Source organism: Streptomyces sp. NPDC001904 (assembly GCF_040297005.1).
Classification (GTDB): domain Bacteria; phylum Actinomycetota; class Actinomycetes; order Streptomycetales; family Streptomycetaceae; genus Streptomyces.
Map to the genome: position 1 here is coordinate 155670 of NZ_JBEOYI010000008.1, position 14399 is coordinate 170068.

11 protein-coding genes are annotated in these 14399 nt (G+C 73.0%); 3 read left to right on the plus strand and 8 right to left on the minus strand.

What is annotated here, in order from left to right; genetic code table 11:
- Positions 1-34: 34 nt before the first annotated feature.
- From cydD to ABT127_RS15745, 3 genes are all read left to right on the plus strand, one after another.
- A complete protein-coding gene (gene cydD / locus ABT127_RS15735) occupies positions 35-3553 on the plus strand; it encodes a thiol reductant ABC exporter subunit CydD (protein WP_351449450.1) in 3519 nt (1172 codons plus the stop codon).
- A 43-nt stretch (positions 3554-3596) separates the two neighbouring features.
- Complete coding sequence (locus tag ABT127_RS15740; protein ID WP_351449453.1) at positions 3597-5339, plus strand: sensor histidine kinase; 1743 nt, start codon at positions 3597-3599, stop codon at positions 5337-5339.
- A gap of 154 nt (positions 5340-5493) precedes the next feature.
- Complete coding sequence (locus tag ABT127_RS15745; protein WP_351449456.1) at positions 5494-6546, plus strand: M23 family metallopeptidase; 1053 nt, start codon at positions 5494-5496, stop codon at positions 6544-6546.
- Here the strand turns inward: ABT127_RS15745 and ABT127_RS15750 are convergent.
- The 8 genes from ABT127_RS15750 to ABT127_RS15785 form a co-directional block, all read right to left on the minus strand.
- Complete coding sequence (locus ABT127_RS15750; protein WP_351449459.1) at positions 6536-7444, minus strand: HAD hydrolase family protein; 909 nt, start codon at positions 7442-7444, stop codon at positions 6536-6538. The two genes, ABT127_RS15745 and ABT127_RS15750, sit on opposite strands and share 11 nt — an antisense overlap.
- Before the next feature lie 89 nt (positions 7445-7533).
- The gene (locus ABT127_RS15755; protein ID WP_351449462.1) at positions 7534-8475 is read right to left on the minus strand and encodes an LLM class flavin-dependent oxidoreductase; all 942 of its coding nucleotides are present in this window, start codon (positions 8473-8475) and stop codon (positions 7534-7536) included.
- 92 nt (positions 8476-8567) lie between these two features.
- Positions 8568-9038, minus strand: a complete 471-nt coding sequence (locus ABT127_RS15760) for a hypothetical protein (protein ID WP_351449464.1) — start codon at positions 9036-9038, stop codon at positions 8568-8570.
- Between the two features lie 44 nt (positions 9039-9082).
- Positions 9083-9622: an RNA 2'-phosphotransferase gene (locus tag ABT127_RS15765; RefSeq protein ID WP_351449466.1), complete on the minus strand. Its 540-nt coding sequence runs from the start codon at positions 9620-9622 to the stop codon at positions 9083-9085.
- Between the two features lie 148 nt (positions 9623-9770).
- Positions 9771-10697, minus strand: coding sequence for a MerR family transcriptional regulator (locus ABT127_RS15770; RefSeq protein WP_351449469.1), 927 nt, complete (start codon positions 10695-10697; stop codon positions 9771-9773).
- A gap of 52 nt (positions 10698-10749) precedes the next feature.
- Positions 10750-11670: a metal-dependent hydrolase gene (locus ABT127_RS15775; RefSeq protein ID WP_351449471.1), complete on the minus strand. Its 921-nt coding sequence runs from the start codon at positions 11668-11670 to the stop codon at positions 10750-10752.
- On the minus strand, positions 11667-13448 hold the full coding sequence (locus tag ABT127_RS15780) for an SDR family oxidoreductase (RefSeq protein WP_351449473.1): 1782 nt from the start codon (positions 13446-13448) through the stop codon (positions 11667-11669). The genes ABT127_RS15775 and ABT127_RS15780 overlap by 4 nt, the downstream gene beginning before the upstream one ends.
- Positions 13448-14293, minus strand: coding sequence for a M24 family metallopeptidase (locus ABT127_RS15785; RefSeq protein ID WP_351449476.1), 846 nt, complete (start codon positions 14291-14293; stop codon positions 13448-13450). The genes ABT127_RS15780 and ABT127_RS15785 overlap by 1 nt, the downstream gene beginning before the upstream one ends.
- Positions 14294-14399: the final 106 nt, after the last annotated feature.

Sequence of the window (14399 nt, forward strand, 5' to 3'; positions counted from 1 at the left end):
CACTCCGACCCGCCTACGTGAGGGTGTGTTTCACGTGAAACCGATCGACCAGCGCCTGTTCCGGTACGCCCGGGCCACCCGCGTCTTCCTGATCGCGGTGGTCCTCCTCGGCGCCGTCGGGGCGGGCCTGGTCATCGCTCAGGCGATGCTCATCGCCGAGGTGGTGGTGGGGGCGTTCCAGCACGGTTTCGACGCGGGGCGGCTCGCCACCCCGCTGGCGCTCCTCGCGGTGGTCGCCGCCGGGCGCGGGCTGGTGGCCTGGGTGACGGAGCTGGCCGCGCACCGGGCGAGCGCGGCGGTCAAGTCGGAGCTGCGGGGTCGGCTCCTGGAGCATGCCGCGAAGCTCGGCCCGGGGTGGCTCGCGGGACAGCGCACCGGTTCGCTGGTGGCCCTCGCGACGCGGGGCGTGGACGCGCTGGACGACTACTTCTCGCGTTATCTGCCGCAGTTGGGGCTCGCGGTGGTGGTCCCGGTGGCGGTGCTCGTCCGTGTCGTCACCGAGGACTGGGTGTCGGCGGCGATCATCGTCGGCACCCTGCCCCTCATCCCGATCTTCATGATGCTCATCGGCTGGGCGACCCAGTCCCGGATGGACCGTCAGTGGCGTCTGCTGTCCCGGCTGTCGGGGCACTTCCTGGACGTGGTCGCGGGCCTGCCGACCCTGAAGGTGTTCGGCCGCGCCAAGGCGCAGGCCGACTCCATCCGCAAGATCACCGGCGAGTACCGCAGGGCGACGATGCGCACCCTGCGGATCGCCTTCCTGTCGTCGTTCGCGCTGGAACTGCTCGCGACCCTCTCCGTGGCTCTCGTGGCCGTCACCATCGGCATGCGGCTCGTGCACGGCGAGATGGACCTGTACGTGGGACTGGTGATCCTGGTTCTGGCGCCCGAGGCGTATCTGCCGCTGCGGCAGGTGGGCGCTCAGTTCCACGCGGCGGCCGAGGGACTGGCGGCCGCGGAGGAGATCTTCGCCGTCCTCGAGACCCCGCTGCCCGCGTCCGGCACGCAGGACGTTCCGGCGGGCCGTGGCATCGGCTTCGAGCGGGTGTCGGTCCGCTACGAGGGACGGGACGCGGACGCGGTCCGCGAGGTCTCCTTCGAGGTGGCCGAAGGGGAGACGGTCGCGCTCGTGGGGCCCAGCGGGGCCGGCAAGTCGACCCTGCTGGCCGCGCTGCTCGGCTTCGTCCGTCCTTCGGGCGGACGGGTCCTGGTGGGCGGCACCGATCTGGCGGACGTGTCGCGGGAGGCGTGGCACGCGCGCGTGGCGTGGGTGCCGCAGCGGCCGCAGCTGTACGCCGGGTCGATCGCCGACAACGTCCGGCTCGCGCGACCCGACGCCGACGACGCGGCGGTGTTCGGCGCCCTGCGGGACGCGGGCGCCCTGGAGTTCGTGGAAGCCCTGCCCCTGGGCGTGGAGACCGTGCTCGGCGAGGACGGCGCCGGGCTCTCGGCGGGACAGCGGCAGCGGCTCGCGCTGGCCCGCGCGTTCCTCGCCGACCGGCCCGTGGTGCTGCTCGACGAGCCGACGGCCGCGCTGGACGGCGAGACCGAGGCGGGCATCGTCGAGGCGGTGCGCCGGCTCGCCGTCGGGCGGACCGTGCTCCTCGTCGTGCACCGGCCGGCGCTGCTCGCGGTGGCCGACCGGGTGGTCCGGACCGAGGCACCGGGCACGGGGCGGACCGACCCGGCCCCCGCGGTCCCGGCGCCCACCGCGGTGCCCGCACAACCCGTGCGGCAGGCGCCCGAGCAGGCCCGGGCGTCCCGGGACGAGCAGGCGCCGCGCGGTCACGCCCTCACCCGGCTGCGGGCCGCCGCCCGCCCCCGCCGCTCGCGGCTGCTCCTCGCACTGCTGCTCGGCGCCCTCGCGCTCGGCAGCTCCGTCGGCCTGATGGCCACCTCGGGATGGCTGATCTCCCGCGCCTCCGAGCAGCCGCCGGTCCTGTACCTGATGGTCGCGGTGACGGCCACGCGCGCCTTCGGCATCGGCCGGGCCTGCTTCCGGTACGCGGAGCGGCTGGTCTCGCACGACGCCGTGCTGCGGATGCTGGCCGACACCCGGGTCGCCGTCTACCGGCGCCTGGAGCGGCTCGCGCCCGCCGGACTGCGGACTCAGCGGCGCGGCGACCTGCTGTCCCGCCTCGTCGCCGACGTGGACGCCCTCCAGGACTACTGGCTGCGCTGGCTGCTGCCCGCGTCGGTGGCGGCCCTGGTGGGCGTCGGCTCGGTGGCCTTCACCGCCTGGATGCTGCCCGCCGCAGGTGCCGTGCTCGCCGTCGGACTGCTGCTCGCCGGGGTCGGTGTGCCCCTGCTGTCCGGGGCCGTGTCCCGCCGCGCCGAACGGAAGCTGGCTCCCGCGCGGGGCGTCCTCGCGACCCGCGTCGCCGAACTGCTCACCGGCACCGCGGAACTGGCCGTCGCGGGTGCCCTGCCGCGCCGCACGGCGCAGGCCCGCGCGGCCGACTCCGTGCTGACCCGGATCGCCTCGCGCGCCGCCACCGCGACCGCGCTCGGCGACGGCCTCACCGCGCTGATCACCGGCCTCACCGTGGCCGCCGCGGCGCTCGTCGGCGTCCAGGGCGTGCGCGCCGGACAGCTCGACGGGGTCGCGCTCGCCGTCGTGGTGCTGACCCCGCTCGCCGCGTTCGAGTCGGTGCTCGGGCTGCCGCTCGCCGTGCAGTACCGCCAGCGGGTCCGCAAGAGCGCCGAGCGGGTCCACGAGGTCCTGGACGCCCCTGAACCCGTACGCGAGCCCGAGCGGCCCGCACCGGCGCCGCAGGACCCCTTCCCGCTCGTGGTGCGGGGGCTCGGAGCGCGCTACGAGGAGGGGGCGCGGCCCGCGCTCGCGGGGGTCGGCCTGACCCTGGAGCGGGGCCGCAGGGTCGCCGTGGTCGGCCCCTCCGGCTCCGGCAAGACCACCCTCGCGCAGGTGCTGCTGCGCTTCCTCGACGCGGAGAGCGGGACGTACACGCTGGCCGGGACGGACGCCGGCGCCCTCGACGGCGACGCCGTACGCCGCCTGGTCGGGCTCTGCGCCCAGGACGCGCACCTCTTCGACAGCTCGGTCCGCGAGAACCTGCTGCTCGCCAAGAAGGACGCCGGCGAGGACGAGCTGCGGGCCGCGCTGGGCCGCGTACGGCTCCTGGAGTGGGCGGACGCGCTGCCGGACGGGCTCGACACGCTGGTGGGCGAGCACGCGGCCCGGCTGTCCGGCGGGCAGCGGCAGCGGCTCGCGCTGGCCCGCGCGCTGCTCGCCGACTTCCCGGTCCTCGTGCTGGACGAGCCCGCCGAGCACCTGGACCTGGAGACCGCCGACGCGCTCACCGCGGACCTGCTGGACGCGACCCGGGGACGGGCGACCGTGCTGATCACGCACCGGCTCGCCGGTCTGGACGCCGTGGACGAGGTGCTCGTGCTCGACGGCGGGCGGGTCGTGCAGCGCGGCTCCTACGCCGAGCTGGCCGCCGTCGAGGGGCCGCTGCGACGGATGCGGGAACGGGAGGGCGCGACCGAGCTGCTGGTCGGCGCGGGACCAGCGGCGAGCCCCGCCGGATGAGCCCGACTTTCCTCGCCAAATAGGACTAACTACTCTCAAGGTCATGGCAGCACCCCCGGACCCCGCGCCCCGCGCCGTCGCCGACTCCCCGTCCGACCCGGACTCCGCGGAGGCGGCAGCCCTGGCCACCCGCAGTCTGCAAGGACTGTCGACCGAGCTGACCGCGCGCGTGCCGCAGCTCCTCGAAGCGATGCGGTCCGTGGGGACCGGCCTGGAACTGCACACCACCCTCGACCGGATCTGCGAGACGGCGGCCGAGCTGGCGGACGCCACCTACGCGGCGATCGGCGTCGTCTCCGAGGACGGCGACATGCTCTCCGACTTCGTCTACCACGGGGTCGACCAGGAGACCGCCGCGCGCATCGGGCACCTGCCCGACGGGCACAAGGGGCTGCTCGGCGCGCTCATCCGCGACCCCGCGCCGGTGCGCCTCGCGGACCTCTCGGACGACCCGCGCTCGTGCGGCTTCCCCGCGCACCATCCGCCGATGCGGACCTTCCTGGGCGTCCCCATCCGCGTACAGGGGGAGATCTTCGGAAACCTGTACCTCACGGAGAAGCACGGCGGCGGCGAGTTCAACGACGACGACCTGAACATGGTCCGGGTGCTCGCCACGGAGGCGGGCATCGCCATCGGCAACGCGCGGCTGTACGAGGCGGCCCGGCAGCGCGAGCGGTGGATCGACGGATCGGTGGCCGTGACCACCGCGCTGCTCTCCGGGGGCGACGCCGAGGACGCGCTGCAGGTGGTCGCCGAACAGGCCCGCCAGCTGTCCGACTCGGCCGCCGGGATCGTCCTGCTGCCGGCCGAGGACGGCGGCATGGAGATCGTGGCCGTCGCCTCCGACCAGCCGAGCGCCATGCTCGGCGTGGTCGTGCCGCCGGAGAGCGAGATCGTCGCCGAGCTCCTCGACGGGCAGGCCGTGTTCATCGACGACGCGGCCGGCGACCCGCGGGTCGTGACCCGGTTCGCGAGCGTCTTCGGCCCGGCCATGATGCTGCCGCTGCAGAGCGAGGGCCGCGTCCTGGGGACGCTCGTGACGCCTCGCGCGCGCGGGGGACGGCCGTTCACCGAGGCGGAGCGCACGCTCGCCACCCAGTTCGCCTCGCAGGCCGCGCTCGCGCTGATGATGGCCGAGGCGCAGCGCGACCGGGAGCGGCTCGCCGTCTTCGAGGACCGGGACCGGATCGCGCGCGACCTGCACGACCTCGTCATCCAGCGGCTCTTCGCCACCGGGATGATGCTGGAGACCGCGCAGCGCCGCTCCGTCGTGCCCGAGGTGCAGGCCGGGATCGGCAAGTCGGTCGACGAACTCGACACCACCATCCAGGAGATCCGCACCGCCATCTTCGCCCTGCAGCAGGGGCCCGCCGAGGCGCCGTCCGGGCTGCGCACGCGGGTGCTGCGGGAGATCAACATGGCGGCCGTGCCGCTGGGCTTCAAGCCCTCGCACCGCTTCCTCGGCCCGGTCGACACGGTCGTCGGCGAACTCACCGGCAAGAACCTCATCGCGGCGCTCAGGGAGGCGCTGTCGAACGCGTTCCGGCATGCGCAGGCCGACCGCATCGACGTCGTCGTGGACGCCGGCACGGTCCTGCCGGACGGGCAGCAGGGAGTGCGGCTGACGGTCGCCGACGACGGGGTGGGCATCCCCGAGGGCGGCCGGCGCAGCGGCCTGAAGAACCTCAAGCGGCGTGCGGAGTCGCTGGGCGGCGACAGTTGGTACGGGCCCGGCATCGGCGACGACGGGGGCGGGACGACGGTGGTGTGGCAGGCGCCGTCCTAGGGCGTGTGTCGCCCTAGGACCACCGGGCGTTCTGCCGTCTTCAAGCGTCGGTCCCTGAGTTGGCGGTACGTTTCTGCGCCGTACGGGGCACGGCGTGCCCCGCCCGTACCAGTCCTGCGAGAGGGCGCGGGCGCGGCGGGTGACGATCCGGAACATGCGTCCAGGACCCCGCCGTTCCAGCCGCTCGTTCGTCGTACCTGCGCTGTTGATGTGCGCGCTCGTCGCCCTGGGCGGCACGCCGGCGCTCTCCGAGGACGGGGAGGGTCCGGAGCCGAGTGCCGAGGTGGCACGCCTTCTTGAGCAGGCGTCAGCGGCGTCGCAGCACTACGAGGAGGGACGCCGGGCGGCGGCCGTCCAGCAGGCGCGGGCGCGGAAGCTGGAACGGCTGCTCGCGCGGGAGCGGCGCGAGATCGCCGCGCTCCACGACGACCTCGGCCGGATCGCCCGCGCCCAGTACCGCAGCGGTGGCGACATCCCGCTCACGGCACAGATGCTGCTCAGCGACCGCCCCGAGGAACTGATGCACGGTCAACGCGCGGTGCTGCAGGCAGATCTGGCGGTGAACAACGCCGTGGAGAGGAGCCAGCGTGCCGAGCGGCGGCTTGCGGCGGGGCAGCGCACGGCGACGGCCGCGTGGCACTCCCTCCGCGCGCGCACCGTCCGGCTCGCGCGCCTCAAGGAGAGCATCGGGGCCAAGCTGGAGTCGGCCCGGGCGCAGTTGCAGAGCGAGGCCGACGTGTCGGCCGCGGCGGGTCGGTGCCGCGGTGCCGTACGCCTGCGGCAGCCGAAATTTCGCACCACGCGCGCGTGGCTGCCTCCGGTGGCGTCGTACCAGCTGTCCGCGGGCTTCGACAGCGCGGGCGCGCACTGGGCGCACCGGCACACCGGGCAGGACTTCGCGGTCGGCATCGGCACGCCGGTGCGGGCGGCCGGGGCCGGGAAGGTGGTCAGTGTGTCCTGCGGCGGCGGCTTCGGCATCGAGGTCGTCGTGCGCCATCCCGGCGGCTACTACACGCAGTACGCGCATCTGGCGGCGGCCGCCGTCGACCAGGGCGAGAAGGTCGCGGTGGGCCAGTGGCTCGGGCAGGCCGGGACCACGGGCAACTCGACGGGGCCGCACCTGCACTTCGAGGTGCGGCTCACGCCGTATCTGGGGTCGGGGATCGACCCCGTGAAGTGGTTCGCGGAGCGGGGCGTCAGGCTGTAGCGCGGGCGGCCAGCAGCTGCTCGATGACGCGGGCGACGCCGTCCTCGTTGTTCGTGCCCGTGACGCCAGTGGCGGCGGTGAGCACGTCGGGGTGCGCGTTGCCCATCGCGTAGGAGGTGCCCGCCCAGGCCAGCATCTCCATGTCGTTGGGCATGTCGCCGAACGCGACGACCTCCGCCGGTGAGATCCCGCGCTCCCGGCAGCACAGTTCGAGCGTGCTCGCCTTCGAGACGGTGCGGGCGCTGATCTCCAGCAGCGCGCTCGGGCTGGAGCGGGTGACGGCCGCCAGGTCGCCGATCGCGGTCCGGGCCAGCGCCAGGAACGCGTCCGGGCCGAGCTCGGGGTGGTACGCGAGAACCTTGAGCACCGGCTGGTCGGTCACGTCGGCGGCGTTCGGGTCCGCCGCCTCCTCGCCGAGCAGCTTCTCCGCGGGCGCGACGCTCTCCCCCGGCTCCACGTGCAGCGGCGGATACGTCGGCTCGTGGTGCAGGCCGCCGGTCCGCTCGACCGCGAACGAGGTGCCCGGCGCCGCCGCGCGCAGGATCCGTACGACCGCCAGGGCGTCCGGGACGGCCAGCTCGCGGATCTTGACGAAACGATGCTGCCCGGGGCCGCCGTGCAGGTCCACGACGGCCGCGCCGTTGCCGCAGATCGCCAGGCCGTGTCCGTGGACGTGGTCGCTGACGACGTCCATCCACCGGGCCGGACGGCCGGTCACGAAGAAGACCTCGATCCCGGCCTTCTCGGCGGCGGCGAGCGCGGCGACCGTCCGCGGGGAGACGGTCTTGTCGTCGCGCAGCAGCGTGCCGTCGAGGTCCGTGGCGATCAGCCGGGGCGCGGAGGGGGCCGGGATCCGGGGCCCTGGAGTCGATGAGGTCACCGACCCATCGTCGCGCATATGCGCGCACGGCCGTGCGGCGGGTCGCGCAGATGAGTACCCTGCCGGCCCATGGACCCCGCCGGACCCACGGCGTCACGGCACCGGTTTCAGCCGAGCCGGGCGAGCGCCTCGGTGGCGATCCTCTCGAACGTCTTCTGGTCGGTGGCGAAGGGCGTTTCGGGGATCGGCCAGTGCACGACGATCTCGGTGAAGCCCAGCTCACGGTGGCGTCCGGCGAAGTCCACGAAGGCCTCGACGGACTCCAGCGGCCGGGCCCGGTCCGGGGTGAACCCGGTGAGCAGCACCTTGCCGAGTTCGGCCACGTCCCGGCCGATGGCGGCGCAGGCCGCACCGAGCTTGTCGACCTGCCCGCGAATGGCCTGAATCGACTCCTCGGGCGTGCCCGTCTCGAACAGCTTCGGGTCGCCGGTGGTCACCCAGGCCTGCCCGTGGCGGGCGGCCAGCTTGAGGCCCCGCGGCCCGGTGGCGGCCACCGCGAAGGGCAGCCGGGGGCGCTGGACGCAGCCCGGGATGTTCTGGGCGGCGCCCGCCGAGTAGAACGCGCCGTCGTACGAGACCGTGTCCTCGGTCAGCAGCCTGTCCAGGAGCGGTACGAACTCGGCGAACCGGTCCGCACGCGCGCGCGGGGACCAGGGTTCCTGCGTGCTGGGGGCGAGTGCGGTCGCGTCGAAGCCGGTGCCGCCCGCGCCGATGCCCAGGGTGACCCGGCCGCCGGAGATGTCGTCGAGGGAGATCAGTTCCTTGGCGAGGGTGACCGGGTGGCGGAAGTTCGGGGAGGTCACGAGGGTGCCCAGGCGCAGCCGCTCGGTGGCCGTGGCGGCGGCGGTCAGGGTGGGGATCGCGCCGAACCACGGCCCGTCGCGGAACGGCACGCGCCAGGACAGGTGGTCGTACGTGTAGGCGGTGTCGAAGCCGAGCTCCTCCGCGCGCACCCATGTCTCACGGGCGCCCTCGTGCCAGCGGCGATGGGGCAGGATCACGGTGCTCAGGCGGAGCGGAGGCTGGGTGGTGGGGGCCTTGTCGGTCATGACCGTGAGCGTATGCGGAGGGACGAGGACCTGCTCGGGCGGTGTGCGGGCGGCAGGTCCGTGCGGGGGCGTTCTGCCGGTGCCGCGCCCGCTCAGCGCACCTGCCCGCTGAGCCACCGGGTGAGCCCGATCATCGGCAGGTACTCCTTGTACGTGCGGTCGCCGGGGAGCGGCACGACGAGGCGGTAGCCGGGCGGGAAGCGCTTGCCCCGGACATGGGCGAGGCCGGTGTAGCAGGAGCGCAGGAACGCCGGTACCTCGTCGCGCGGGATGTCGTGGAACTGCACGCCCTCGACCGTGATCAGCGCGTCGTCCTCGGGGAAGAGCCGCACGTCGATACGGGGTGTGCCGCCGAGTTCCACATGGGCCTCGTGGGGCAGCGAGCCGTCGGGGTCGGTGGTGACGCCCGGGCCGGCGAGGCTGCGGCGGGAGGTCTGGTCGGCGCCGATGTCGTGCGTGACCTCGATCTCCAGGTTGAACTCACCGGCGATCTCGCGCAGGGCGGTGACGGCCGTCTCCGTGGAGGGCAGGTGGGGATGCGCGTGGTCATTCGAGTGGTCCATACCTGTTGATGATGCCTCAGCAGGTTCTGGCGTGCGGCCTTGCGTCAGGAGAAGCGCAGGTAGCGCGGGGGTACGGCGGCGGTGAGCCAGACGCCGTTGGCGCTCAGCCGGAAGACATGGCCGTCGCGGTGCATCGCGCCCGCGTCCACCGGCAGCACGATCGGGCGGCCGCGCCTGGCGCCGACCCGGGTGGCGGTCTCGCGGTCCGCCGACAGGTGCACGTCGTGGCGGTCCATGGGGCGCAGGCCCTCGGCACGGATCGCGTCGAGGAAGCGGGCGACGGTGCCGTGGTACAGGTACGCGGGCGGCTCGGCCGGGGCGAGTCCCAGGTCGACGTCGATGGTGTGGCCCTGGTTGGCGCGGATCCGGGTGCCGTCGATCGTGAAGCGCTGCTTGTCGTTCGTGGTCACGACGTGGTCCAGCTCGGCGCGGCTGATCCGGAACCGGTGCGCCGCGGCGGCGGCGAGCAGGTCGTCGATCTCCACCCAGCCCGCCTCGTCGGGGGCGAGCCCCAGGCGCTCCGGCTGGTGGCGCAGGTGCTTCGAGAGGTACTTCGACACCTTCACCGTGCGTTGTTCGTCCATGGCGTCAGGGTGCCGGACGGTCCGTGAAAACTCTTCCGGATTTTCTGGCTCGCATGTTTGATCCACAAGCAAGTCCAGTTATCCACAGGGAAATTGACAAAACTGTGGACAACTAGCGCGCGATACAACACCTTTGATCAATAGAGCGTTATTTGTCGTGAGTTGCCGCCAATGCGTCCAATGTCCTTGCTTGTACCTCTCGTTGAGCGGCAGCCGCGACGAACGCCGACACGTTCTCCGCCCCAACCAGCGCGCTCACGGCCCGCATTGTCTCCGCGGGTACGGCGACGGATTGCGGCTCTTCGGCGGGTGGGGCGACCGGCCCCGCGGACAGGTGACGGTGCAGATGGCGGGTCGCGAACAACCGCATGGCCCGGGCCAGTTCGGCATCGACGGACTGCTGCGCGAGCGGCCGGAGCCGACGCACCAGTGCGGCGGCCTCGGCGGCTTCGGTGTCGGTCGGCGGCTGTGGGCCGAGGTAGCGCGCGAAGACGTGTTCGGTGGTGAACTCCAGGAAACGCGCCGCTATATGTTCGACCTGCCCCCTCAACTCCCGCAGATGGTTCGAGATCGCGGAGAGCGGCACGCCGGCCGCGTACAACTCGACCGCCACCGCCAGCTCTTGAGGGCTCGGGACGAGGAACTCGTCGTCCTTGTCCGGTACGCGCTCCAGCACCCCGAGGTCGATCGCGTCCCGCACGGCGGCCTCGTCGGGGTCGCCGCCGAACCGCTCGTCGAGCTCGGCCCGGGAGATGCGGCCCGCCCGCTCGTCCGTCCACGGCTTGTCGACCTCGGCGACCAGGCCGAGCACACCGCCCAGGCCACGGCCCGCGTCCCACGCCTCCAGGAGCTCCTTGATGGAGGCCAGCGTGTAGCCCCGGTCGAGGAGATCGGCGATCTGGCGCAGCCGCGCCAGATGCGTGTCCGTGTACACATTGGCCCGGCCGCGGCGCTCCGGGCGCGGCAGCAGTCCGCGGTCCTGGTAGGCGCGGATCGTGCGGACCGTGGCACCGCTGTGGTGGGCCAGGTCCTCGATCCGGTACTCGGCGGCCGACTGCCCCGCTCGCTCCGTCACACCCCACGTCCCTCGGTCGTACCCGGTCACTCGGCGGAAGGCCCCGGTCCGCTCACGCGATCGCCGAGCGGCCGATCGCTCCGGCCGCGGCCCTGGCCGCGGGCGAGGCGGCCAGATACTCGACGGCCTTGCGCAGCGAACCCTCCTGCGAGGGATGGTACGACCGGCGCAGATAGCGGGGTATGGCCGCACCCAGGTCGCGCCAGGCGGGCAGCAGGCCCTTGCGCGCCGCCCGGTTGTGCTCCGCCGGCGAGTAGCGCAGCCGGCCGGCGAGCTGCGGGTCGTGACGGATCAGATAGGCGGCCCCCCAGGCCCACAGGTAGAGCATCACCGGCGCGGTGACGGCCATGGCGGCGACCCGGCGGGCATAGCGCGGCAGGCCCGTGCCGCCGCAGTGCTGGTACATGTCGAAGGCGACCGAGCGGTGCTCGACCTCCTCCGCGCCGTGCCAGCGCAGCAGGTCGAGCATGATCGCGTCGCTGCCCGCGCGGTCGAGGGCGTCGGCGTGCAGCACCCAGTCGCCCAGGACCGCCGTGAACTGCTCGATCGCCGCGACCACCGCCAGCCGGTGGCGCAGCCACTCCGGCGCCGGTATCGGCAGCCCCAGCGGCGGCCGCTCGCCCAGCAGCCGCTCGAAGAGGAAGTCGACGTACTTGGTGTAGTCGGCCGTCTCCAGGTTCTGCGCCGCCAAGTGCTCCAGTACGTGCGCGTGCTGGACGCTGTGGGTCGCCTCCTGGCCCATGAACCCCTTTACGTCCTGGAGGAGTGCGGGGTCCCGGACCAGGGGCAGGCCCTCCTTGAAGACCTTCACGAACCAGCGCTCACCCGCGGGCAGCAACAGATGCAGCACGTTGATGACGTGGGTGGCGGTCGGCTCGTCCGGTATCCAGTGCAGGGGCGTCGCCTCCCAGTCGAAGGAGACGCGGCGCGGGGTGATCGGGTGGTGCCCCGGGTGCTCCGCCGCCGTGCTCACAGCGGGGGCTCCAGCCGGGCGACGGCGCGCAGGGCCCTGGGGGTGAAGCGCGACATGAGATGGGCGCCGCGTGCCTCAGGGGTGACGGGAACGACCGCCTTGTTGCGCACGACGGCGGCGAGGATCGCGTCGGCCACCTTCTCCGGCGGGTAGTTGCGCAGACCGTACAGGCGCGAGGACTTCTTCTGCCGCCGCTCCTCCTCCGCGCTGTCGGCACCGACGAACCGGGCGGTCGACGTGATGTTCGTGTTCACCAGGCCCGGGCAGATCGCGGAGACGCCGATGCCCTGCCCGGCCAGCTCCGCGCGCAGGCACTCGCTGAGCATCAGGACCGCGGCCTTGGAGGTGGAGTAGGCGGGCAGCGCCTTCGAGGGCTGGAACGCGGCCGCGGAGGCGGTGTTCACGATGTGGCCGCCCTGTCCGCGCTCGGCCATCTGCCTGCCGAACAGCCGACAGCCGTGGATGACCCCCCACAGATTCACGTCGAGGACCTTCTTCCAGTCCTCGGGTGTGGTGTCGAAGAAGGAGCCGGACAGGCCGATCCCCGCGTTGTTCACCAGGACGTCGACCACCCCGTACTCCGCGGCGACCTTCTCGGCCAGCTTCTCCATCGCCTGCTCGTCGGAGACGTCGACGGCCTCCGCCCAGGCCTCGGGGGCGCCGATGAGCTGCGCCATCTCGGCGGTGCGCGCGGCACTCTCGGCATCCCGGTCGACGGCGATCAGACGGGCGCCGGCCTCGGCGAACGCGAACGCGGTGGCACGCCCGATACCGCTGCCCGCCCCGGTGACGAGCACCAGTTGACCGCCGAACCGCTCCGCGTACTTGCCGTCGGCCGCCTTCTGCTGCGGAGGCACCCCGTCCTCCAGCTCCTCGGTCGCGGTGACGAACTCGCCGATCCAGGCGGTGAGCTGGTCGGGCCGGGTGCGCGGAACCCAGTGCTTGGCCGGCAGGGTGCGGCGCGTCAGCCGCGGTGCCCACAGCTCCAGCTGGTCGTACAGCTTCGGCGACAGGAAGGCGTCGCCGAGCGGCGTGATGAGCTGCACGGGCGCGTGCGCGTACGCGTCCTCGCGCGGGTGGGCGAGCCGTGCCCGGACGTTGTCCCGGTAGAGCCAGGCGCCGTGCGCGGCGTCCGAGGGCAGCGACGCCGTCGGATAGTCACCGGCCGGGATCCGCTCCACGCGCTCCAGGATCTTCGGCCAGCGCTTGCCGAGCGGCCCGCGCCAGGCCAGCTCCGGCAGGACCGGCGTGTGCAGCATGTACACGTACCAGGACTTGGCGCCCTGCCCGAGCAACTGGCCCACCTTGCGCGGCGTGGGCCGCTTCATCCGCTGCTTGATCCAGTGTCCGAAGTGGTCGAGGGACGGGCCCGACATCGAGGTGAAGGACGCGATCCGGCCCTCGGTGCGCCGCACCGTGACGAACTCCCAGGACTGCACCGACCCCCAGTCGTGGCCCACCACGTGGACCGGCCGGTCCGGGCTCACCGCGTCGATGACCGCCACGAAGTCGTCGGTCAGCTTCTCCAGGGTGAACCCGCCGCGCAACGGCTTCGGCGCGGTGGAGCGCCCGTGGCCCCGGACGTCGTAGAGCACCACGTGGAAGCGGTCCGCGAGGCGCGCGGCGACCTCCGACCAGACCTCCTTGGAGTCCGGGTAGCCGTGCACGAGCACGACGGTCGGCCGTGCCGTGTCGCCGAGCTCCACGACGCACAGCTCGACGCCGCCCGTGTGCACGACGCGCTCGCGCGCCCCGTGGATCGTCGTCAGGTCCGTCATCAGATGCCCTCCGCCCAGCGCCGCACGTGCGGCAGATCGTCGTCCAGCCAAAAAGCGCTCTCCTCGGGGTCCGCGGAGTCCGTGACCACGAGGATCTCCTCGAACTTGGCGCCCGTGCCCCGGAACCCGAGGTGGGGTTCCACCGCCCACAGGCCGGGCTGCGGCGGGTGGTCCGAGAACCGGTACGGCGACCACAGCGGCGACCAGCCGTCCCGGTGTCCGTGCAGCGCGTCGCTCGCGAGCCCCTTCAGCGACTGGGTGCCGAAGCCGAAGAGCGTCGGATTCAGCCGCCGCTCCCTGACCCGGTCCACCTTGTGCGCGATCACGCCGAACGGATAGGCCCGGTGCCGGTTCGCATAGCCCTGGCGCACCATCAGCCGGTCGACGCTCTCGTAGATCTCGCGCAGCGGGCGCCGCTCGCGCACCTCGCGCAGGATCAGCCCGCGATGCGCCTCCAGGTCGGCGAGCAGCCTGTCGTGCAGGGGGTTGAGGCCGAGACAGCCCGAATAGCCGATGTCCGCCGTGTATCCCTTGAAGACCGGGGCCATGTCGAGGATGAACGGCATCCCCGCCTCCAGCCTGCGGTTCGTGGGGAAGAACTGCAGCGGTACCCGGAAGTTCGCGAACGCCGTGCGGTCCCCGAACCAGGCGAAGGGCAGATGGAACCAGTCCCGCACCCCGCGCTCGCGCAGCCACTCCCGCTGCATCCGCGCCGCCTCGCGCTCGGTCACCCCGGGCTTCAGCTGCGCCGCGACCGCTTCCGCGCACTCGTACGCGAGCGTCTGCACTTCCCTGAATCCCCGCAGCTCCGCGGAGAGTTCAGGCAGTACCACTGCTGAGGTCATGCCACCGTCCGTCCGTGTCACGGCCGCCCGGACCCGGTGACGGGGCCGTCGCCGTACGCGCTCGTAACTTGACACTGATGAATGTGACAATGCCTGACGGCGACGT

Excerpts from the sequence above, each read along its gene's own strand:
- ABT127_RS15750 (WP_351449459.1), bottom strand. The coding sequence starts at position 7,444 with ATGCGCGACGATGGGTCGGTGACCTCATCGACTCCAGGGCCCCGGATC.
- ABT127_RS15755 (WP_351449462.1), bottom strand. The coding sequence starts at position 8,475 with ATGACCGACAAGGCCCCCACCACCCAGCCTCCGCTCCGCCTGAGCACC.
- ABT127_RS15785 (WP_351449476.1), bottom strand. The coding sequence starts at position 14,293 with ATGACCTCAGCAGTGGTACTGCCTGAACTCTCCGCGGAGCTGCGGGGA.
- ABT127_RS15765 (WP_351449466.1), bottom strand. The coding sequence starts at position 9,622 with ATGGACGAACAACGCACGGTGAAGGTGTCGAAGTACCTCTCGAAGCAC.
- ABT127_RS15740 (WP_351449453.1), top strand. The coding sequence starts at position 3,597 with ATGGCAGCACCCCCGGACCCCGCGCCCCGCGCCGTCGCCGACTCCCCG.
- ABT127_RS15760 (WP_351449464.1), bottom strand. The coding sequence starts at position 9,038 with ATGGACCACTCGAATGACCACGCGCATCCCCACCTGCCCTCCACGGAG.
- ABT127_RS15745 (WP_351449456.1), top strand. The coding sequence starts at position 5,494 with ATGCGTCCAGGACCCCGCCGTTCCAGCCGCTCGTTCGTCGTACCTGCG.
- ABT127_RS15780 (WP_351449473.1), bottom strand. The coding sequence starts at position 13,448 with ATGACGGACCTGACGACGATCCACGGGGCGCGCGAGCGCGTCGTGCAC.